This window comes from Stenotrophomonas sp. Sm2128 (genome assembly GCF_030985535.1).
GTDB lineage: Bacteria > Pseudomonadota > Gammaproteobacteria > Xanthomonadales > Xanthomonadaceae > Stenotrophomonas > Stenotrophomonas maltophilia.
Window position 1 is genome coordinate 1 of sequence record NZ_JAPTFQ010000046.1, and the last position, 19,666, is coordinate 19,666.

The 19,666-nt window shown below is 65.7% G+C and carries 18 protein-coding genes; 9 read left to right on the forward strand and 9 right to left on the reverse strand.

The window, feature by feature from the left end:
* Positions 1-1,653, reverse strand: a 1,653-nt coding sequence (locus tag O0K41_RS13760) for a TonB-dependent receptor plug domain-containing protein (protein ID WP_308304518.1), incomplete at its 3' end; no start/stop codon positions are given.
* A gap of 212 nt (positions 1,654-1,865) precedes the next feature.
* On the opposite strand from O0K41_RS13760, the gene apbC reads away from it, so the two are divergent.
* Positions 1,866-2,720 carry an iron-sulfur cluster carrier protein ApbC gene (gene apbC / locus O0K41_RS13765; RefSeq protein ID WP_149501261.1) on the forward strand — a complete coding sequence of 285 codons (855 nt, stop codon included), beginning with the start codon at positions 1,866-1,868 and terminating at the stop codon, positions 2,718-2,720.
* 72 nt (positions 2,721-2,792) lie between these two features.
* Here apbC and O0K41_RS13770 read toward each other — a convergent pair whose 3' ends face one another.
* Entirely contained in the window at positions 2,793-5,765 is a 2,973-nt protein-coding gene (locus O0K41_RS13770) for a TonB-dependent receptor (protein ID WP_088435896.1), read from the reverse strand.
* A 421-nt stretch (positions 5,766-6,186) separates the two neighbouring features.
* Here O0K41_RS13770 and dcd point away from each other — a divergent pair, with 421 nt between their 5' ends.
* The gene (gene dcd / locus O0K41_RS13775; protein ID WP_005410499.1) at positions 6,187-6,759 is read left to right on the forward strand and encodes a dCTP deaminase; all 573 of its coding nucleotides are present in this window, start codon (positions 6,187-6,189) and stop codon (positions 6,757-6,759) included.
* A 106-nt stretch (positions 6,760-6,865) separates the two neighbouring features.
* On the opposite strand, the gene O0K41_RS13780 is transcribed toward dcd, so the two are convergent.
* From O0K41_RS13780 to O0K41_RS13790, 3 genes are read right to left on the reverse strand one after another with little or no spacing between them, the layout of a single operon-like run.
* Complete coding sequence (locus O0K41_RS13780) at positions 6,866-7,033, reverse strand: DUF5668 domain-containing protein (protein WP_005410498.1); 168 nt, start codon at positions 7,031-7,033, stop codon at positions 6,866-6,868.
* A 15-nt stretch (positions 7,034-7,048) separates the two neighbouring features.
* Positions 7,049-7,471 (reverse strand): HIT family protein, encoded by a 423-nt coding sequence (locus tag O0K41_RS13785; protein ID WP_005410497.1) that lies wholly within the window; start codon positions 7,469-7,471, stop codon positions 7,049-7,051.
* The gene (locus tag O0K41_RS13790) at positions 7,468-8,139 is read right to left on the reverse strand and encodes a dienelactone hydrolase family protein (protein WP_149501603.1); all 672 of its coding nucleotides are present in this window, start codon (positions 8,137-8,139) and stop codon (positions 7,468-7,470) included. Before O0K41_RS13790 ends, O0K41_RS13785 begins: the two co-directional genes overlap by 4 nt.
* Positions 8,140-8,343: 204 nt before the next feature.
* On the opposite strand from O0K41_RS13790, the gene rimO reads away from it, so the two are divergent.
* Complete coding sequence (gene rimO, locus O0K41_RS13795; protein ID WP_108270364.1) at positions 8,344-9,705, forward strand: 30S ribosomal protein S12 methylthiotransferase RimO; 1,362 nt, start codon at positions 8,344-8,346, stop codon at positions 9,703-9,705.
* A complete protein-coding gene (locus O0K41_RS13800) occupies positions 9,702-10,538 on the forward strand; it encodes a DUF3025 domain-containing protein (protein ID WP_049451983.1) in 837 nt (278 codons plus the stop codon). The genes rimO and O0K41_RS13800 overlap by 4 nt, the downstream gene beginning before the upstream one ends.
* 157 nt (positions 10,539-10,695) lie before the next feature.
* Here the strand turns inward: O0K41_RS13800 and greB are convergent, their stop codons facing one another.
* Complete coding sequence (gene greB / locus O0K41_RS13805) at positions 10,696-11,202, reverse strand: transcription elongation factor GreB (RefSeq protein ID WP_049451984.1); 507 nt, start codon at positions 11,200-11,202, stop codon at positions 10,696-10,698.
* Between the two features lie 79 nt (positions 11,203-11,281).
* The gene (locus tag O0K41_RS13810; RefSeq protein ID WP_108270363.1) at positions 11,282-12,787 is read right to left on the reverse strand and encodes a helicase HerA-like domain-containing protein; all 1,506 of its coding nucleotides are present in this window, start codon (positions 12,785-12,787) and stop codon (positions 11,282-11,284) included.
* Between the two features lie 122 nt (positions 12,788-12,909).
* On the opposite strand from O0K41_RS13810, the gene O0K41_RS13815 reads away from it, so the two are divergent.
* The gene (locus O0K41_RS13815) at positions 12,910-14,514 is read left to right on the forward strand and encodes a transglycosylase SLT domain-containing protein (RefSeq protein ID WP_024958305.1); all 1,605 of its coding nucleotides are present in this window, start codon (positions 12,910-12,912) and stop codon (positions 14,512-14,514) included.
* 23 nt (positions 14,515-14,537) lie between these two features.
* Positions 14,538-14,885 carry a ribonuclease E inhibitor RraB gene (locus O0K41_RS13820; RefSeq protein ID WP_099479357.1) on the forward strand — a complete coding sequence of 116 codons (348 nt, stop codon included), beginning with the start codon at positions 14,538-14,540 and terminating at the stop codon, positions 14,883-14,885.
* A gap of 91 nt (positions 14,886-14,976) precedes the next feature.
* On the opposite strand, the gene asd is transcribed toward O0K41_RS13820, so the two are convergent.
* Positions 14,977-15,819: an archaetidylserine decarboxylase gene (gene asd / locus O0K41_RS13825; protein ID WP_049451986.1), complete on the reverse strand. Its 843-nt coding sequence runs from the start codon at positions 15,817-15,819 to the stop codon at positions 14,977-14,979.
* Positions 15,816-16,466 carry an SCO family protein gene (locus O0K41_RS13830; RefSeq protein WP_005410488.1) on the reverse strand — a complete coding sequence of 217 codons (651 nt, stop codon included), beginning with the start codon at positions 16,464-16,466 and terminating at the stop codon, positions 15,816-15,818. Before O0K41_RS13830 ends, asd begins: the two co-directional genes overlap by 4 nt.
* Positions 16,467-16,589: 123 nt before the next feature.
* Here O0K41_RS13830 and prmB point away from each other — a divergent pair, with 123 nt between their 5' ends.
* Genes prmB through O0K41_RS13845 form a run of 3 tightly spaced genes read left to right on the forward strand, consistent with a single transcriptional unit; the run spans position 16,590 to position 19,649 of the window.
* Entirely contained in the window at positions 16,590-17,519 is a 930-nt protein-coding gene (prmB, locus tag O0K41_RS13835; RefSeq protein ID WP_049451987.1) for a 50S ribosomal protein L3 N(5)-glutamine methyltransferase, read from the forward strand.
* Positions 17,516-18,619 carry a chorismate synthase gene (gene aroC / locus O0K41_RS13840; protein WP_049451988.1) on the forward strand — a complete coding sequence of 368 codons (1,104 nt, stop codon included), beginning with the start codon at positions 17,516-17,518 and terminating at the stop codon, positions 18,617-18,619. The genes prmB and aroC overlap by 4 nt, the downstream gene beginning before the upstream one ends.
* The gene (locus O0K41_RS13845) at positions 18,612-19,649 is read left to right on the forward strand and encodes a D-glycerate dehydrogenase (RefSeq protein ID WP_088435898.1); all 1,038 of its coding nucleotides are present in this window, start codon (positions 18,612-18,614) and stop codon (positions 19,647-19,649) included. The genes aroC and O0K41_RS13845 overlap by 8 nt, the downstream gene beginning before the upstream one ends.
* The last annotated feature ends 17 nt before the right edge of the window (positions 19,650-19,666 follow it).

The window sequence follows — 19,666 nt, forward strand, 5'->3', positions numbered from 1 at the left end:
GGGGGGGGGGGGGGGGGGGCGGGCCCCCCCCACGGCGGTGGTGCCCCACACATTGCCGTCGATGAACGACTGGTTCGGCGAGTAGTTCCAGCCTTCGCTGCCGCCTTCCAGGACCACGGCCAGGCCGGCGTCACCGCCCGGCAGGCTGAACAGCGAACCGTTGGTCAGCTGCACGCGGCCCAGGTTCTGCCAGGTCTTGCTGTGGTGGGTGCCGTAGCCGGTGAAGCTGCCGAACTCTTCCGGGGTGATCGGCGAGTAGAACGCAGCATAGTTCGGGTTGTAGATGCCGAACTGGCCACCGGTCTTCGGGTCGGTGTAGGTGCCCAGCTGCTGGCCGAGGACGCGATCGGCGAAGAAGCCGTTGATCTTGTCCTTCCAGCGTACGAAGCGGTCCTGGTCCAGGCGGTATTCGCCACGGGTGAAGCTGGCGCTGTAGTCCCAGTCACCGAACATGCCCTTCGCACCCAGGGTGACCTGGTAGGAACGGCTGCGGTCGGCATTGAGGATGTTGTTGTAGTCGCCGACGCCGATTTCTTCCGGCGCGAAGGCGCGCTGCAGGTTCACGACCTTGCCCAGGCCCTGGTCGTAGAAGCCGCCCATGCCCGACTGCGTGCCCCACCACAGGGCGCTGGAGCCGGAGGTGAACTCGGTTTTTTCCTTGCTGTACAGCACGTCGGCGAACAGCTGCAGGTTGTCGTTCACGTCGAAGGTCATGGTCGAGTAGAACTGACCGCTGTCCTTGGAGTTCTTCAGCGTCTTGTAGCCCGCGCTGTAGATCGAGCCGCAGGACTCGCCCTTGCCTTCACGGAAGCCGACGGTGGTGGTGCCGTCGTACAGGCCGGCGACATTGGCGCAGCGGCTCGGGTCCATCATGTAGTACTTGCCGCCACCGGTGACCAGGAAGTCATTGGACGGAGCCTGCGGTGTGAAGCCGACCGGGTTGGTCTGGCGGGTGATGTCGCGCTGGTAGCCCCAGATCGGGTTGCCCTTTTCGTACTGGACGTTGACCAGTGCGTTGAAGCGCCCGTCGACGGCAGTGAAGCCATGCGCGCCGCTGATGCGCAGGTTGCTGCCACCACCTTCGGTGTAGGTGCCGCCGCGGACGGTCATCGTGCCGCCGTCCATGCGCTCCTTCAGGATGATGTTGACGACGCCGGCGATGGCGTCCGAACCGTACAGCGAGGACTGGCCGCCCGGCAGCACTTCAATGCGCTCGACGATGTCGACCGGAATGCCGCTGAGGTTGTTGAACGATTCGCTGCCGTTGTACAGCGCCGGATACGAGAGCATCGGGCGGCCGTTGATCAGGTACTTGGTGTAACCCGGGTTCAGGCCGAACATGCCGGAAGCTTCGGCGCCCTGGGTGAAGGCACCCGAGGTCTGGCCACCCTGCAGGCCGCCGGTGGTCAGCGAGGACTGCTGCAGCACTTCGGCCACGCTGGTGAAGCCGCGTGCCTGGATGTCTTCGGAGGTGATGGACATCACCGGGGTCTGGGTTTCAACCTGGGTCTGCGGGATCAGCGAACCGGTGACGGTGATCTTGTCCAGGTTGGTCGCCTTGTCCTGGGCCATTGCCGGGGCGGCGGCCATCAGGGCGGAAATCAGGGCGACGGCGAGCGTGTTGCGACGTGCGGTGTTGCTTGCGTATTTCATGTAGTTCCAATAGAGAGCAAAAACAAAAACGGCACTGCGCATGCGCCATCGTGCGCGCTGGGAACCAGCTTCGCAGCCCAAAACAGTGCTTCAGGAACGTAACATGAACTTAACAATCTGTGCACGAATCTGTAGCAATCCTGAATTTCAGTCAGGCTACGTCCAGCTTGTATGATGTTGGGTTATTCCCCCTGATACAGCTGGTGCCCGTTGTGAACAGTTCCCCCCGCCGCCCCCATGCCAGCCAGGTCCAGAAGGGACTGACGCCACATGCCCGCATCCGCAATGTCATCGCGGTCGGCTCCGGCAAGGGCGGCGTGGGCAAGTCGACCACCGCGGTCAATCTGGCCGTGGCGCTGCAGCAGCTGGGCGCACGTGTCGGCGTGCTGGACGCGGACATCTACGGCCCCAGCGTGCCCGCCATGCTGGGCTTGTCCGGGCGGCCGGAAAGTCCCGACAACAAGAGCATCGAGCCCCTGCGCGCGTTCGGCGTGGACACGATGTCGATCGGTTACCTGATCGAAGAGGACACGCCGATGATCTGGCGCGGTCCGATGGCCACCTCGGCAATGACCCAGCTGTTCAACGACACGCTGTGGGATGACCTGGATTTCCTGCTGATCGACCTGCCGCCGGGCACCGGCGACATCCAGCTGACTCTGACCCAGAAGATCCCGCTGGCCGGTGCGGTGATCGTCACCACGCCGCAGGACATCGCGACGCTGGATGCGAGGAAGGCGCTGAAGATGTTCGAGAAGGTCGAGGTGCCGGTGCTGGGCATTGTCGAGAACATGGCCGTGCACACCTGCAGCCACTGCGGGCATGTCGAGCATCTGTTCGGCGAGGGCGGTGGCGAGCGCATGGCCGCGCAGTACGGCGTGCCGCTGCTGGGATCGCTGCCGCTGCAGATCGGCATCCGCGAGCAGGGCGATAGCGGTACCCCGATCACCGTGGCGCAGCCCGATTCGGTGCCGGCGCAGGCCTACCGCCATGCCGCGCAGCGCCTGATCGAGGAAGTGGGCAAGCGCCCGCGGGCGTCGATTCCGATCCTGTCGTCGCTGCTCTGACCGCGGCCGCAAAGAAAAAGCCGCCGGCGCGAGGCCGGCGGCAATCCGAGGAGTTCCTGGAGAGGGAACCGTTTACCAGTCGTACTGGACCTGGAAGCGGACGTAGCGAGGAGTGGTGTAGTACTTGCCCACGCCCACGTTGTTGTAGGTGCGGTCGTAGTCTTCGTCGCGGGTCACCTCATAGACCTGCAGCGGCTTGATGCTGTTGAAGGCATTGAGCACCGATGCCTGGATGCTCAGGCCCGACAGCCAGTTCGGACGATAGGTCAGGCTCGGGCTGACATTCAGCGTCCACGGCGTGCGACCGGTGGTGCCCTGCGGCGACAACTGTCCATTGCAATAGTGGAAGGCGGCGCCGTAGCCGTACTCGGTGTCGAAGGTGCCGGTGCCGCCGCCGAAGCAGCTGATCGGGGAACCGGACTGTGCCTGGATGTTCAGGCCCAGCTGCCACTCGGGCGTGAAATCATACGAACCGAACAGCTTGATCGAATGACGGTGGTCATTGAACAGGTAGCCGTCCGCGCCGTACATGATCTCGGCGAAGTCGAAGTCCGACGTGGTGCCGGTATCGTCCTGGCCATTGGCGCTCTTGACCAGGCCTTCATAGTTGCCATCGAGCTTGGACCAGGTATACGACAGGCTGGCGTACCAGCGATCGGTGCGCTTGTCCGCGCTCAGTGTCAGTGCCTTGTACGTGCGCTTGGCCTTCGGCCCCAGCACGTTGCCCGGCACGTGGATGTCTTCCGGAGTGCCATCGCCGTTGACGTCCAGGGAGATGTTCAGATCCTGGCCCGGATTGAACAGGTAGCAGCCCGGCAGACTGCCCGGCACGCTCCATTCGCTGTCCCAGCTCGACACGTCGTAGCCAGCGGCCACGGCGGCGTTGTAGATGGCGCGGGAGTCGCAGGTATCGTCGATGACGTTGTGGATCTTGCGGTAGGTGGCCTTGATGCCGACCGTCCAGTCATTGAAGAAATCATTGGCGCTGGACAGCTGGTACTGGTAGCCCAGGATGGCTTCATCCTGCGTGTACGGCTTCAGGCCACGGCTGGCGACGGCCTTGGGGTCCGGAGTTGAGCCGTTTTCGCCGTTGTAGACCAGGCTGTTGTAAGGCGTGGCTGCGACATTGGGCTTGCCCGAAACCGGGTCGTAGGAACCCAGGTAGTCGTAGTAGTCGACGGTGTAGTACGACGGGCTGGCAGCGCGCAGGGAGACGTTCGCCGCGACCGGCAGCGAGTAGCGGCCCAGTGAACCGAACAGCTTGCTGCGGCCGTCGCCGGTGACATCCCACGAGAAGCCCAGGCGCGGCTGCCAGATGTCGTCCTGCTTGACGAAGCTCACGCCGTCGGTGTTCTTGTTGTTGAACGAATCATTGCGCATGCCCAGGTAGAGCATGAAGTTGTCCGTGATCTGCCAGTTGTCCTGCACATACCACGACTTCTGGTCGATGCTGACGCTGCCGCCGGTGCGGTAGTTGATCCGGTATGCGTCAGGGCGCGCGCGCGTCGGGCGAACGACCCAGTAGGCACCGGAGGAGTAAGCCGTGCCCTGGGTGGACTCCCACTTCTCGTCGCTGTAGCCGAATGCCAGGCGGTGGTTGCCGAGCTGCCATTCGAAGTCCAGCTTGCCGCCCTTGCGCTCGTTCTTGCCGCCCATCATGTCGACCGACGAGGCGACCGAGCAACCGATCGGGTTGCCGTTGTAGACGACGTACGGGCAGGCACCGTCCGGGGAGTGGACGTCGCCGTTGTAGTAGCTCATCACGCCATTGCGGTCGACGGTGAACTCAGAGGCGGTATTGCGCATCTGGCCGTACTGCAGCGAGGCGGTCAGGTTGTCGGTGAGGTAGCTGGTCCACTTGAAGATGTCGGTCTGGCCGCCGCGCTTGCCGATCAGCTGACCCTTGTAGCTGGTCCGGTTGGAACGTTCGGCTTCCACGTCATAGACATTGTTGTAGTAGTCGTAGGTATAGCGGTTGCCGTTGTCGAACCCGGTGTATTCCAGGTGATTGTTCTCGTTGAGGTACCAGTCGACCTTCAGCAGCCAGTAGGGCGTCTTGACCTGGTAATCGTACGAGGTGCCGCCGGTAGCAGCGTCGGTGTACTCCGAGCGCCCGCCATAGACCGAGCTCTTGGAGTTGCTGAACTGGCCCATGGCGAACACGAACAGCTTGTCTTCGATCAGTGGACCACCGGCCCAGGCCGAGTAGACGTTGGAGGAGCTGTCGGCCTGGCTGTAATCGCGGAAGATCTCGCCGTCATTGCGGTGCGAGTTCGGGAGGTGGTCACGCCCCCACGATGGCGCACCGGTCCAGGAGAAACCGCCCTTCCATTCGTTGGTGCCGCGCTTGACGTTGACGCTGGTCACGCCGCCGGTGGAGAAGCCGTACTTCGCGCCATAGCCGCCGGTCTGCACGTCCAGCTGGTCGATCGCCTGGTAGGGGATTTCCGAGAAGGACAGGCTGTCATACAGGTTGGTGACATTGAAACCGTTGACGTAGTAGCTGTTCTCTGCTGCCGAGGCACCGCCGAACGATGCCGGGCCGAAGTAGCCGCTGGAGGAGACGGTGCCCGGCGTCAGCAGCGAAACGCTGGTCACATCGCGGCCAACCGGCAGCGAGTTGAGCTGCTCGGCGGTGAAAGTGGTGCGGGTTTCCACGCTGCTCAGGTCGATCGGAGCAACGGCGGCCGCGCGTACATTGACGGTATCCAGCGAGGTGGCGCTGCCAGCGGCAAAGGTGGCCGTGGCCGTCTGACCGGCGACGACATTGACGCGGGTGCTGCCTACTTGGGTGCCGCCGCTGTAGCTGATCACCTCATAGGTGCCGGTCGGCAGCTGGGAGAGGCGGAAGCGCCCGTCGCTGCTGACGTTGGTTTCGCGGGTCGCACCCGAGGCCAGACTCTTGACCTGGACCTTGTCGGCGGAGGACGCCGTACCGACGATGTCACCGGCAGTGCTCTGGGCATAGCTGGTGCCGGCCAGGGCGCCCAGGACAACCGCGAGAGCGGTGCGCTTCAGGACGCGTCCATTGAAGTTCAGATTCATCGTGTTCCTTTGCGGTTGCAGAGGGGAAGCGGTTCAATTCAAACGGACCTGAACGAATTGTTCAGGATGAATGAAACCGTAACGATGAAGCCTTTCCTGCGCAATGTTCATCTGGCGCTCATGAAGCGCGAGGTGTCGAAAAATCCTCTCAGGTTATTGAATTAAAAGATATTTTATTTTTTGTTTCGGTTTGTTTCGTGTCTGGCGAGATGATTTAAAGTGACACAAATGTATGCTAATTGAACTGCAATGCGACGATAAGTCTCATTTGTTATTCATTGTTGTGAGGCGTCGGTCTTGGGCGCGGTGCCGTGAAGTGGCTCTCGGGACCGAGGGGCAAGCATCGCCGGCACAGTCGACCCGCCTGTAGAATCGCCGCCTCGGGCGCAGCCCCATTCCCCCTCGTTCAACAGGACAGAGCATGAGCATCAAGAGTGACCGTTGGATCCGCCGCATGTCCGAGCAGCACGGCATGATCGAGCCGTTCGAGGCAGGGCAGGTCAAGCAGGCCAACGGCGAGCGCATCGTCAGCTACGGCACGTCCAGCTATGGCTACGACGTGCGCTGCTCGCGCGAGTTCAAGGTGTTCACCAACATCAACTCGACCATCGTCGATCCCAAGCATTTCGACTCGGGCAGCTTCGTCGACATCACCGCCGACGAGTGCATCATTCCGCCGAACAGCTTCGCCCTGGCGCGTACCGTCGAGTACTTCCGCATCCCCCGCGACACCCTGGTGGTGTGCCTGGGCAAGAGCACCTATGCGCGCTGCGGCATCATCGTCAACGTGACGCCGCTGGAGCCGGAATGGGAAGGCCACGTCACCCTGGAATTCAGCAACACCACGCCGCTGCCGGCGCGCATCTACGCCAACGAAGGCGTTGCACAGATGCTGTTCTTCCAGGCCGCGGCTGATGATATCTGCGAGACGTCGTACCGCGATCGTGGCGGCAAGTACCAGGGCCAGACCGGTGTGACCCTGCCGCGGACCTGAAGATTGCAGGCGGTTTGTGGAGCCGAGCCATGCTCGGCTTCAAGGCGGGGCAGCCGAGCATGGCTCGGCTCTGCATGAACGAGGGCGGCGCAATGCGCCGCCTTCGTTATTTTCCGCGCCCGAACAGCATCGCGATCCCGACACCCACCAGCGCCACCGGCCACCAGGTCAGCAGCAGCTTTGACAGGTTCAGGTGCGTCCAGCCGAGGTTGCTGGCGAGCATGAACAGGCCGATCAGGATCAGCAGGATGGCGGCAACGAGGTTGAATCGCATCGGGTCGGCGAAGGCTCAGGTGTGGGCCGGATATCCTAGCCGTTCCTTCCAGTAGGCGACATGCTGGTCCAGTGCGGCCGCTTCGTAGCGGTGCGCGGGACCGCTGCCCCAGACCGGGCCCGGCCAGGCCGGATCACCGTCATGGCGGCCGATCACGTGGAAGTGCAGCTGGCGCACGATGTTGCCCAACGCGCCGATGTTGATCTTCTCCACCCCGTCGGCGCCCTTCAGGGCCTTGCAGGCGCGATTGAGCTCGGTGCGCAGCTTGTCCTGCTGCTCGCCGTCCAGCTCGATCCACTCGGTGACCCCGGCCAGGCGCGGTACCAGTACCAGCCACGGGAATCGTTCGTCGTTCATCAGCCGCACTTGCGACAACGGTCCTTCGGCCACCAGCACGCTATCGGTGGCCAGGCGTGAATCGAGTTCGAATTCGCTCATCCAAGATGCTCCGAGAAGAAGTCCAGGGTGCGTTGCAGCGCCAGGGCGGCGCTGTCTGGATCATACGCATGTCCGACCTCCCGGTTGAAGGCGTGGTCGGCCGGATAGACGAAGGTGGCCATCTGCGGCAGCTTCTCGCGATGGGCCTGGACCGCTTCCGACGGGATGCTGCGGTCCTGGGCGCCGAAGTGGAAGATCACCGGCGCCTTCGGCGTCTCATCGAGGAACTGGACGTTGCGCGCGCCGTAGTAGCTGACAGAGGGCAGGCCCAGGCGCACTGCGGACAGCATCGCTACCGTACCGCCCCAGCAGTAGCCGACGGTGCCGACCTTGCCGTAGGGGGCCAGCCGGGTGGCTGCCGCGCGGACCACTTCCAGCGCCTTCTCCATGCCCAGCGCGCTGACCCGTTCCAGGCCCTGCTTCACGCCGTCGGCGTCGTAGGGCAGGGCATCCGGGTCGGCATCGGGGCCATCAATCAGGTCAAAGAACGACGGTGCCAGCACCGCATAGCCCTCGGCGGCGAAGCGTTCGGCCACGCCGCGGATGTGCGGGTTCGCGCCGAAGATTTCCTGCACCACCACCAGCCCGCCTCGCGCGGTGCCCTCGGGGAGTGCCTGCCAGGCCCGTACCGCGCCGTGGTGCGTATCCAGGGTGATCCACTCGGCCATCGTCATCTACTCTCGTTGCAGGGACAGGACTGCATTGTCGGTGCTGCGCGGGTTAGCGCGGTGTCAGCGGCTGTGCGCGATCGGGCGGCTGGCCATTCAGAGCCCGGCCGCCAACCCCGGTATACTGGCGCCCTTTCAGGCCCCGGCCCCCAGGAACCCCTGCCATGCCGGCAGGGGCCCAGGCCCCCAGAGTCCCGCGATTCCATGTCCCAGCTGAACCCCAAAGTCGGCTTCGTCAGCCTTGGCTGCCCGAAGGCCCTTGTCGATTCCGAGCGCATCCTCACCCAGCTCCGCTCGGAAGGTTACGACATCGTCCCGTCCTACGATTCGGCCGATGTGGTGGTGGTCAACACCTGCGGCTTCATCGATTCGGCGGTGACCGAGTCGCTGGACGCGATTGGCGAGGCGATGAACCAGAACGGCAAGGTCATCGTCACCGGCTGCCTGGGCAAGCGCCCGGAGCAGATCCGCGAGGCGTATCCGAACGTGCTGGCGGTGTCCGGCCCGCAGGACTACCACAGCGTGATGGAAGCGGTGCATGAAGCACTGCCGCCCAAGCACGATCCGTTCGTGGACCTGGTGCCTGACTACGGCATCAAGCTGACCCCGCGCCACTATGCCTACCTGAAGATTTCCGAAGGCTGCAACCACAAGTGCAGCTTCTGCATCATCCCGTCGATGCGCGGCAAGCTGGTCTCGCGCCCGGTCGACGAGGTGCTGCGTGAGGCCGAGCGCCTGGTGCGTGGTGGCGTGCGCGAGCTGCTGGTGGTGTCCCAGGACACCTCGGCCTATGGCGTGGACGTGAAGTACGCCGAGAAGATGTGGCGCAACAAGGCCTACCAGACCCGCCTGAAGGCACTGTGCGAAGGTCTGTCCGAGCTGGATGCGTGGGTTCGCATGCACTACGTCTACCCGTACCCGCACGTGGACGAGGTGGTGCCGCTGATGGCCGAGAACCGCATCCTGCCGTACCTGGACATTCCGTTCCAGCACGCCAGCCCGCGCATCCTGCGCCTGATGAAGCGTCCGGGTGCGGTCGAGAAGACCCTGGAGCGTGTGCAGAACTGGCGCCGTATCGCGCCGGACATCACCGTGCGTTCGACTTTCATCGTCGGCTTCCCGGGCGAGACCGAGGCCGAGTTCGAAGAACTGCTGTCGTTCCTGGACGAGGCACAGCTGGATCGCGTCGGTGCGTTTGCCTACTCACCGGTCGAAGGTGCCACCGCCAACGACCTGCCCGATGCGGTGCCGGAAGAAGTGAAGCAGGAACGCCTGGCCCGTTTCATGGAGAAGCAGGCGAAGATTTCCGCCGCGCGCCTGGAAGCCAAGATCGGTACCGTGCAGCAGTGCCTGGTCGATGCCATCGAAGGTGACATCGCCGTGGCCCGTTCCAAGGCCGATGCGCCGGAGATCGACGGCCTGGTGCACATCCAGAATGCCGACCAGGTGCCGCTGCGCGTGGGTGAGTTCGTCGACGTGGAAATCACCGAGAGCGACGAGCACGACCTGTACGGTGATGCGCTGCCCGCCGCTACCCGCCCGGCATTCGATCTCAAGATGCTGTGACCGCAGCGACGACCGCCGCCGGTGACGGCAGCGGTGTGCGCCGCTTCGTGCCGCCGCCGCGTGCGGCGGTCGATCCGCAGGTGTTCGCGCACCCGGTGTTTGCCGGGTTGCGCGACATCCATGACCTGCTGGCCAGCCCTGAGTGGCCGTCCATTGCAGCGCTCGAGGCACGCCTCACGCTGCCCGGCAAGCACCTGGTCGAGCAGGATGCCGCGCTGCTGGCCGACGGCCTGCACTACGAAGCCCGCATCGCACAGGGGCGCATCGCCACCCGCGCCGACAACTGGCATGACCTGTTCAATGCACTGGTGTGGGACCGTTACCCGCAGCTCAAGCAGGTGCTCAATGTGCAGCAGTGCAGGCATATCGCATCCATGCCGCCGGGCCAGCGCAATCGCGCGCAGGCCGCGCTGACCCAGTTCGACGAAACCGGTGTGATCGTGCGTGTGCGCGATGAGGACGTGTTGGCCGCATGGGACGTGCATGATTGGCCGGCGTTGTTCGAGCCTGCGCGCTGGCAGAGTGGTGACATCGCAATCGCTGCGATATTCGGGCACGCGCTGATGGAGCAGGCGCTGCTACCGGGGCGCCTGCTGGTCGGCAAGTGCGTGGTGGTGCACGGCGAAGTCGATGATGCCTGCGTTGACGCAGTGGCTTCGGCCATCGTCGAGGGCAGGGCAGTGACCGATCCCCTGCAGTTGCGTCCGCTGCCGCTGGCGGGAATCCCGGGCTGGCACCATGGACAGGATGCCGCCTTCTATGCAGATGCCGCGTACTTCCGCCCGCTGCGTGCCGGCCGCCAGTACCCGCCGCCGTTGCACGGGGCTATGTAGAGTCGACTGTCAGTCGACTGCTCTTCGTTCCGAGGCCGTGAACGCCCGACAGATGGCTTCGGCGAGTCATCAACCGCGATGAGGATCGCGGTGCGTTTACCGTCCGGCTGCGGAGGTTTGTGCCGCGCTTGGCGCGGTGGTCGACTGACAGTCGACGCTACAACGGCTCGTATTCCACTCCGATCACCGCAAAGGTGAACTGGCCGCCGGGCAGCTCCACCGAGAACTCATCATCCAGCCGCTTCTTCAGCAGCGCACGCGCCAGGGGGGAATCGATGCTGATCCAGCCCAGCCCAGCATCGGTCTCATCCGGCCCGACAATGCGATAGCGGCTGGTCTCACCGCTGTCCACGTTCTCCAGTTCCACCCATGCGCCGAAGAACACCGCCAGCGGATCGGTCGGCGTGGTATCGACCACGCGTAGCGATTCCAACCGCTTGGTCAGGTAGCGCACACGACGGTCGATCTCGCCCAGCTGCTTCTTGCGATAGGTGTACTCGGCGTTTTCCGAACGGTCGCCTTCCGCAGCGGCCGCGGCCAGTGCCTTCACCACCTCGGGGCGGCGCACACGCCACAGGTCATCCAGCTCGGTCTTCAGCCGGGCATGGCCGGAGGCAGTGATCAGGGCGGTACTCTTTTCTGCAGGGGGACGCCAACGCGACATGTGGTGCGACTTCTTTTCAGGGGAACGATGGGGTCGGATCCTTTCCGCAGGAAAGGGATCCGACCCCAGTAGTGGCGGATCAGCGCTTGCCGCCGAAGATGCCACCCAGGATGCCACGCACGATCTGGTTGCCCAGCTTGGTGCCGACGGTGCGCGTGGTCTGCTTGGCCATGGTTTCGATCATGCCCTGGCGGCGCTTGGTGCCGAAGATCGCGTCCTTGATCGCCTGGCCGAAACCGCCTTCCTGCGCTTCGTCCTGCTCGCGGCTGCGCGCGGCCGGTGCCTGCGCCTGTTCGACGGTCTTCTGCGCACGCTGGGCCAGCAGTTCGGCGGCCGATTCGCGGTTGATCGCGGTGTCGTAGCGGCTGCCGACCGGGCTGCCGGCACGCACCTGGGCACGCTCGGCGTCGGTGATCGGCCCCATCCGGCAGCGCGGCGGCGCGATCATCGTCTGCTGCACCGGCATCGGCACACCCTTGTCCTGCAGCGTGGACACCAGCGCTTCGCCGGTACCGAGCTGGCTGAGCACCTTGGCCACGTCCAGCTTCGGGTTCGGCACGAAGGTTTCGGCAGCAGTCTTCACTGCCTTCTGGTCGCGCGGGGTGAATGCACGCAGCGCATGCTGCACGCGGTTGCCGAGCTGGCCGAGGATGTTGCCCGGTACGTCATCAGGGAACTGCGAGCAGAAGTACACGCCCACACCCTTGGAGCGGATCAGGCGCACCACCTGCTCGATGCGCTGCACCAGCGACGGCGGTGCATCGTCGAACAGCAGGTGCGCTTCGTCGAAGATGAAGACCAGCTTCGGCTTGTCCAGGTCGCCCACCTCCGGCAGCTGCTCGAACAGCTCCGACAGCAGCCACAACAGGAAGGTGGAATACAGCTTCGGCTTGAGCACCAGCCGGTCGGCGGCAAGGATGCCGATCATGCCGCGGCCGTCGTGATTGACCCGCATGATGTCGGCCAGTTCCAGGGCCGGCTCACCGAAGAAGTTCTCGCCGCCATCCTGCGCCAGGCGCAGCACCGACCGCTGGATCGCAGCGATGGACTGCGCGCTGACCAGGCCGTACTCGGTGGAGATGTCCTTGCGCTCCTCGGCCACCAGGCCGAGCAGGGCGCGCAGGTCGTCCATGTCCAGCAGCAGCAGGCCACGGTCGTCGGCCAGCTTGAACACGATGTCGAGCACGCCGGACTGGGTGTCGTTCAACTCGAGGATGCGCGCCAGCAGGGTCGGGCCCATCTCGCTGACCGTGGTGCGCACCGGGTGACCCAGCTTGCCGTACAGGTCCCAGAAAATGGTCGGGCTGGCGGCCGGTGCGTAGTCGGCCACGCCGATCTCGGCGGCGCGCTTGAGCAGGTTCTCGGCGCCGGTGCCGGGCACCGCCAGGCCGGACACATCGCCCTTCACATCGGCCAGGAACACCGGCACGCCCAGCCGCGAGAAGCCCTCGGCCAGGGTCATCAGGGTCACGGTCTTGCCGGTACCGGTGGCGCCGGCCACCAGGCCGTGGCGGTTGCCGAGTTTCGGCAGCAGGGTGACGGCCACATCGTCGGTGATGCCTTTGCCGAGCAGAATCGGATCCATGGTCCAGCCCTTGTGGTGAATAGCCCAATGTTAACCGCCGGCGGTGACGGTCCGAAGGTCGGCTTGCCCGGACCTTGGCGGCGCCGCTACTCTGCCTGCCTGTTTCGCACACAGTGCCATCAATGCCCGTTCCTGTCCTGATTTCCCGCGGTTGGCCGCTGCTGGCCCTGGCCGGCCTGGTTTCCCTGGCGCCCGACGCCCATGCGCAGCGGGTTTCGGCCCGGGACAAGGTGAAGGTGGATGCGCTGCAGCAGCGCATGACCGTCGCCGAGAAGCGTTACAGCGATGCGCTGCTGCTGGTCGCCAATGCCGACCCCAAGGGCAGCAACGAAGCCGACGCCGCGCTGGAGGACATGGAAGATGTCCTCAACGACTGCGTGAAGCAGAAGGGCTGCCAGATGGGCACCCTGCTGGCCAGCTACAAGCGCCTGCTCAAGCACGACGCCGACGCGGCCGCCAGCGATGACGTGGCCGACGAGGGCGGTGATCGCCTGGAAGCCGACCCCGACCACATCGGCCCGCTTACCGCCGACGTACCGGAGGCCGCGCGCGCTGCCGCGCTGCTGAACGACAAGCGGCACGCCTTCGACAGCATGGTCGAATACAACCCGGCGGTGCAGGCCGGCATCCGCCGCTGGCTGACCGACATGCGCCCGGCGTTGCTGACCAGCTACGAGAACTACCAGAACCTGCGTGCGGTGATGTGGCCGGAGTGGGAGAAGCGTGGCCTGCCTGAAGCGCTGCTGTTCGGCATCATGGCCAAGGAATCCAACGGCCGCGTGCATGCTTCATCGCGCGCTGGCGCCGCCGGGTTGATGCAGTTCATGCCGGCCACCGGCCGCCGCTTCGGCCTCGGCCCGGACGGCACCGGCTTCGACACCCGCTTTGACGCGCGCAGCGCCGCCGAAGCCAGCGCCAGTTACCTCAACGAGCGCCTGCGCGAACTGAACAACAACGTGGAAATGTCGGTGGCCGCCTACAATGGTGGCGAAGGCCGCGCCGCGCGCGTGTTCAAGCAGAGCGCCGGGCAGAGCTTCTGGACCGACAGCGTCTACAACCAGTTCCCCGGCGAGACCAAGGACTACGTGCCGATGGTGATCGCCGCGGCCTGGATCTTCCTGCACCCGCAGCAGTACGGCGTGGAGTTCCCGAAGATCAGCGCGCAGCCGGCCACGCTGCGCCTGGCCAAGTCGACCACCATCTACGAACTGACCATCTGCCTGGGTAGCCACGGCACCCGCGATGGCTACATGCGCGCGCTGCGCAACCTCAACCCGCGCTATGAGGCCGATGGCTGGATCCCGGCCGGCACGCTGATCAACGCCACCACCCGCATCGCCGGCCTGTACCAGCGCAACTGCGTCAGTGGCCCGCGTGCCGACCTGGCCCGCACGCTGATCACCGCCGATCTGAACGCAGCAATCAAGCGCCCGGCCGCGACCAGCTACACCGGCAGCGTGGCCGTGGGCGGCGTGGTGCCGGTGGCCGATGCGGCCGCGTCCACCAGCGTGCCGACCACGCCGGTTGCTCCAGTGGCCACGCCGCGCCCGGCGGCGCGCCCGAAGCCGGTGCGCAGCCACAAGGTGGGCCGGGGTGAAACCCTGGGCGCCATCGCGGCCAAGTTCCAGTGCGACGTGCCCACCCTGGCCCGCGCCAATGGCCTGAAGGCCCCGGCCTACAGCCTGCGCCACGGCCAGACGCTGAAGCTGCAGGGCTGCGACAAGTAATCCCCACGACCCCTGGAATCCGCATGGACCTCGAAGACACCCGCAACCTGTTCGCCAACCTCCGCGAAAACACCGACTGGGACATCACCGGCCCGTTGCTGTGGGGGTACTTCTTCGTGCACTCCACTGCCGAGCCGTTGCAGGCACTGGCGCAGCACCTGCAGGCGCAGGGTTACACCTTCGTGGAATTGTTCCAACAGGATCCGGAAGAGGGCGACGCGCCGTTCCACGTGCTGCATGTGGAGCGCGTGGAGATCCACGACGAAGCCTCGCTTGACCGCCGCAACCAGGAGTTCGCGGCGCTGGCCGCGGAGAAGGGCGTGGAAGACTACGACGGCATGGACGTCGGTCCGGCCCCGTCCCTGCAGTAACACGAGTACCGGTAGTGCCGGCCGCTGGCCGGCAATGCTCGACGCGTTGGATCAGCGGAGATGCCGGCCAGCGGCCGGCACTACCGAAGCCTCAGCGCAGCCTGGCCAGCGCCTGGCCCAGCTGCACCGGGCTTTCAGCGCCCAGCTGCGGGGCGAAGTCAGCCACGCCCGGCGGCAGCAGCACGATCACGGTGGAGCCGTAGTTGAAGCGCGCCATCTCGGCAAAGCGCTCCAGCCTGATGCCCTGGCCGCGGTAGTCCTTGCGGGTGATGCGGTCGCCATAGTGCGGAATCTCCTCGCCGCTCCACACGGTTTCCACCCCGGACACCAGCAGCGCACCGACCATCACGCTGACCATCGGCCCGAAGCTGGTGTCGAAGTGGCAGACCAGGCGCTCGTTGCGGGCGAACAGGCGCGGTACGCCGTTCACTGCCGCCGGACCAACGCTGAACAGGCGCCCCGGCACGTGCACGGTCTCACGCAGGGTTCCGGTCCACGGCATGTGCACGCGGTGGTAATCGCGCGGCGACAGGTACACCGTGGCGTAGAGGCCATCGTTGTATGGCTTGGCGTCCTCGTCACTGCCCAGCAGTTCGGCAGCGGTGAATGACTGGCCCTTGGCCTGGAAGATGCGGCCGGCCTCGATCTTCCCCAGCTGGCTGATGCGGCCGTCGGCCGGCATCACCAGGCTGCGCGGATCGGCGTCAGCCACGCGCGCACCCGGCTTCAGCGCACGGGTGAAGAACTGGTTGAAGGTCGCATAGCTGCGCGGGTCCGGGTTGGCCGCTTCGTCCAGGTTGACGTTGAACTTGCGGGTGACCGTGTCGATCAGCCAGCGCGATACGCGCGGATCGTCCGAGTACGCCAGCGAACGCGCCATCGAGGACAGCAGGCGGTGTGGCAGGGCGTACGTCAGGGCGGTGGTGAGGCTCATGGGGCGGTTTTCTCGGTCAGCTTCTGCAGGTCGCGGGCAATGGCCGGCGCGTTGAACGGGGGGCGTACCAGGCCGGCAAGGCGGCCCTGCGGGTCGAGCACGGCCAGGCTGGCCGAATGCTCGACGGTGTAATCCTCGGGGTTCTCGTCGAAATGCTTGCCCGGCACCTTCTGGAACACGAAGCCCAACGAGGTGGCGAAGCGCTCCAGCGAGGGAACGTCAGCGGTGGCGGCCAGGGTGTCCTTGTGGAAACCGTGCACGTACTCGCCGAGGCGGGTGGCGCTGTCGCGGTCGGGGTCGACCGAGATGAACAGCACGCGTGGGCGCAGGCTGTCGGGCAGGGCTTCCCACTGGTTCTGCGCGCCGGCCAGCTCGGCCAGGGTGGTCGGGCAGACGTCCGGGCAGAAGGTGAAGCCCAGGAATACCAGGGTCCAGTGGCCCTTCAGTTCGCCCGGGATCAGGCGGGTGCCGTCGGACTGGGCCAGGTTGAAGTCGGGCAGTTCGCGCGGCTGCGGGTACAGCGTGATCGCTTCGGTGGCCGGGGCATTGGCCGGCGGCTTCGGCGCGAACAGCTGCTGGGCGGCCAGCAGGCCGAGACCCGCCGCCAGGGCGATCAGCAGGATGATGCCGGCGTTGCGATTGAACATGGGGGCTCCCGCGCGAAGTGGGCCCCATCATACCGGCTGTGGCCCGAATCGTTTCCGCCGCAACGGATGCCGCCACGGGCGCCAGCCCCTATAATCGGGGGCCACTTTGCCCGCAGTACCGCCATGACCGCTGAAACGGCCGCCGAACTCCACACGATCATCGATCTGATCCGCTACGGCACCAGCCGTTTCAACGAAGCCGGACTGACCTTCGGGCACAGCTACGACAATGCGCTGGACGAGGCCACCCAGCTGGTGCTGCACAGCCTGCACCTGCCGCACGACCTCGGCCCGGCCTATGGCCAGGCGCGCCTGCTGCAGGCCGAGAAGCTGCGCGTGCTGGAGCTGTTCCAGCGTCGCATCGACGAACGCATCCCGGCCGCCTACCTGACCGGTGAGGCCTGGTTCGCCGGCCTGAGCTTCAAGAGCGACAAGCGCGCCCTGGTGCCGCGCTCGCCGATCGCCGAACTGATCGAATGCGGCTTCGAGCCGTGGCTGGCCGGCCGCGATGTCAGCCGTGCGCTGGACCTGTGCACCGGCTCGGGCTGCATCGCCATTGCCATGGGTCACTACTACCCGAACTGGGAAGTGGACGGCGCCGACCTGAGCGACGATGCATTGTCGCTTGCCGAAGAAAACAAGGAGCGCCTGCAGGCGCACAACGTCACCCTGCTCAAGTCGGACCTGTTCAACGGCCTGACCGGCCGCCACTACGACCTGATCGTCACCAATCCGCCGTACGTCACCAACGACGAAACCGATGCCCTGCCGCAGGAATACTCCTACGAGCCGGAGATGGGCCTGCGTGCCGGCGACGACGGCCTGGACCTGGTGCTGAAGATCCTGCGCGACGCCCCGCTGCACCTGAGCGAGGACGGCCTGCTGATCTGCGAAGTGGGCGAATCCGAGCAGCACCTGATCAAGCTGCTGCCGGAAGTCGACTTCGCCTGGATCGAGTTCAAGGTCGGCCAGATGGGCATCTTCGCGGTCGAGTGCCGCGAGCTGATCGCCCACAGCGCGCGCATCACCGAACTGGCGGCGCAGCGCCCGTGAGCTCCAATTCGTTCGGCAAGCTGTTCACCGTCACCACGTTCGGTGAGTCGCACGGGCCGGCCATCGGCTGCGTGATCGATGGCTGCCCTCCGGGGCTGGCGCTGGACGCGGCCGAATTCGGCCATGACCTGCAGCGTCGCGCGACCGGCAAGAGCCGGCACACCTCGGCCCGCCGCGAGGCCGATGAGGTCGAGATCCTGTCCGGCGTGTACGAGGGCCTGACCACCGGCACCCCGATCGCGCTGCTGATCCGCAACACCGACCAGCGCAGCAAGGATTACGCGAACATCGGCCAGCAGTTCCGGCCAGGTCATGCCGACTACAGCTACTGGCACAAGTACGGCATCCGTGACCCGCGCGGTGGCGGTCGTTCCTCGGCGCGCGAGACCACCATGCGCGTGGCCGCCGGCGTGGTCGCCAAGAAGTGGCTGGCCGAACGCTTCGGCGTCGCCGTGCGCGGTTACCTGTCGCAGCTGGGCGACATCACTCCGGCTGGTTTCGACTGGTCGGCGGTGGAAGACAATCCGTTCTTCTGGCCGCATGCCGCGCAGGTGCCCGAGCTGGAGGCGTACATGGATGCGCTGCGCAAGTCCGGTGATTCGGTCGGTGCGCGCGTGGACGTGGTCGCCGACAGCGTGCCGCCGGGCTGGGGCGAGCCGATCTACGGCAAGCTCGATGGCGAACTGGCCGCCGCGCTGATGAGCATCAACGCGGTGAAGGGCGTTGAGATCGGTGACGGTTTCGCCAGCGCCGCACAGAAGGGCACCGAACACCGTGACCTGCTGACCCCGCAGGGCTTCGCCAGCAATCACGCCGGCGGCATCCTCGGTGGCATCTCCACCGGCCAGCCGGTGGTCGCCTCGATCGCCCTGAAGCCGACGTCCAGCCTGCGCCTGCCGGGCCCGTCGCTGGATACCGCCGGCAACGTGGTCGAGGTGGTCACCACCGGTCGCCACGATCCCTGCGTCGGCATCCGCGCCACCCCGATCGCCGAGGCGATGGTGGCGATGGTGCTGATGGACCAGGCGCTGCGCCATCGCGCGCAGTGCGGCGATGTCGGCACGATCACCCCGCGCATTCCCGGGCAGATCGATGGCTGACACGCGGCCGACCGTGTGGGTGAGCCAGCCGCTGATCGACGCGGCCATCGCGCCGCTGCGCGATCGCGTGCAGCTGCGCAGCACCGATGCGGTCACCGCCTGGTCGCCCGACCAGATCGCCGAACAGCTGGCCGGCGTCGACGGCGCGATCATCACCCTCAACGAGCGCATCGGTGCGGCCCAGGTGGCCGACGCCGCGCAGCTGCAGGTGATCGCCAATGTCGGCGTCGGCTACAACAACCTGGATGTCGATGCGCTCAGCGCAGCCGGCATCCTCGCCAGCAACACGCCGGACGTCCTGACCGAAACCACCGCCGATCTCGGTTTCGCCCTGTTGATGGCGACCGCGCGCCGGATCACCGAATCCGAGCGCTGGCTGCGCGAAGGCAAGTGGCAGCAATGGTCGTTCCAGACCATGCTCGGCGCAGACATCCATGGCAGCACGCTGGGCATCCTCGGCATGGGCCGCATCGGCCAGGGCATCGCCCGCCGCGGCGCGCATGGTTTCGGCATGAAGGTGCTGTACCACAACCGTTCGCGCCTTCCGGCCGAGACCGAGGCTGCGCTCGGCGCGACCTACGTGGACCTGGACACGCTGCTGGCGCAGTCCGACCACCTGGTCACCGTGCTGCCCTACACGCCGGCCTCGCATCACATCATCGATGCGGCTGCGCTGGCGAAGATGAGGCCCTCAGCCACCCTGGTGAACATCGCCCGCGGCGGCATCGTCGACGAACTGGCGTTGGCCGACGCGCTTGCCCGAGGCCGTCTGGCCGCTGCCGGCCTGGATGTCTACGAGGGTGAGCCGGCGGTGCGCCCCGAACTGCTGGCGCTGCGCAATGTCGTGCTCACACCGCACATCGGCAGCGCCTCGCTGGCCACGCGCACGGCGATGGTACAGCTGGCCGTGGATAATCTGGTTGCCGGGCTCGGCCTGGACGGCGGCCCGTCGCGCATGCCGAGCGCGATCAACGCTGATGCGGCGATGGCCGCGCGCGTGACGCTGGGCAAAAAAACCGGGAAACGATAGGGAACCTCCGCGCGCCC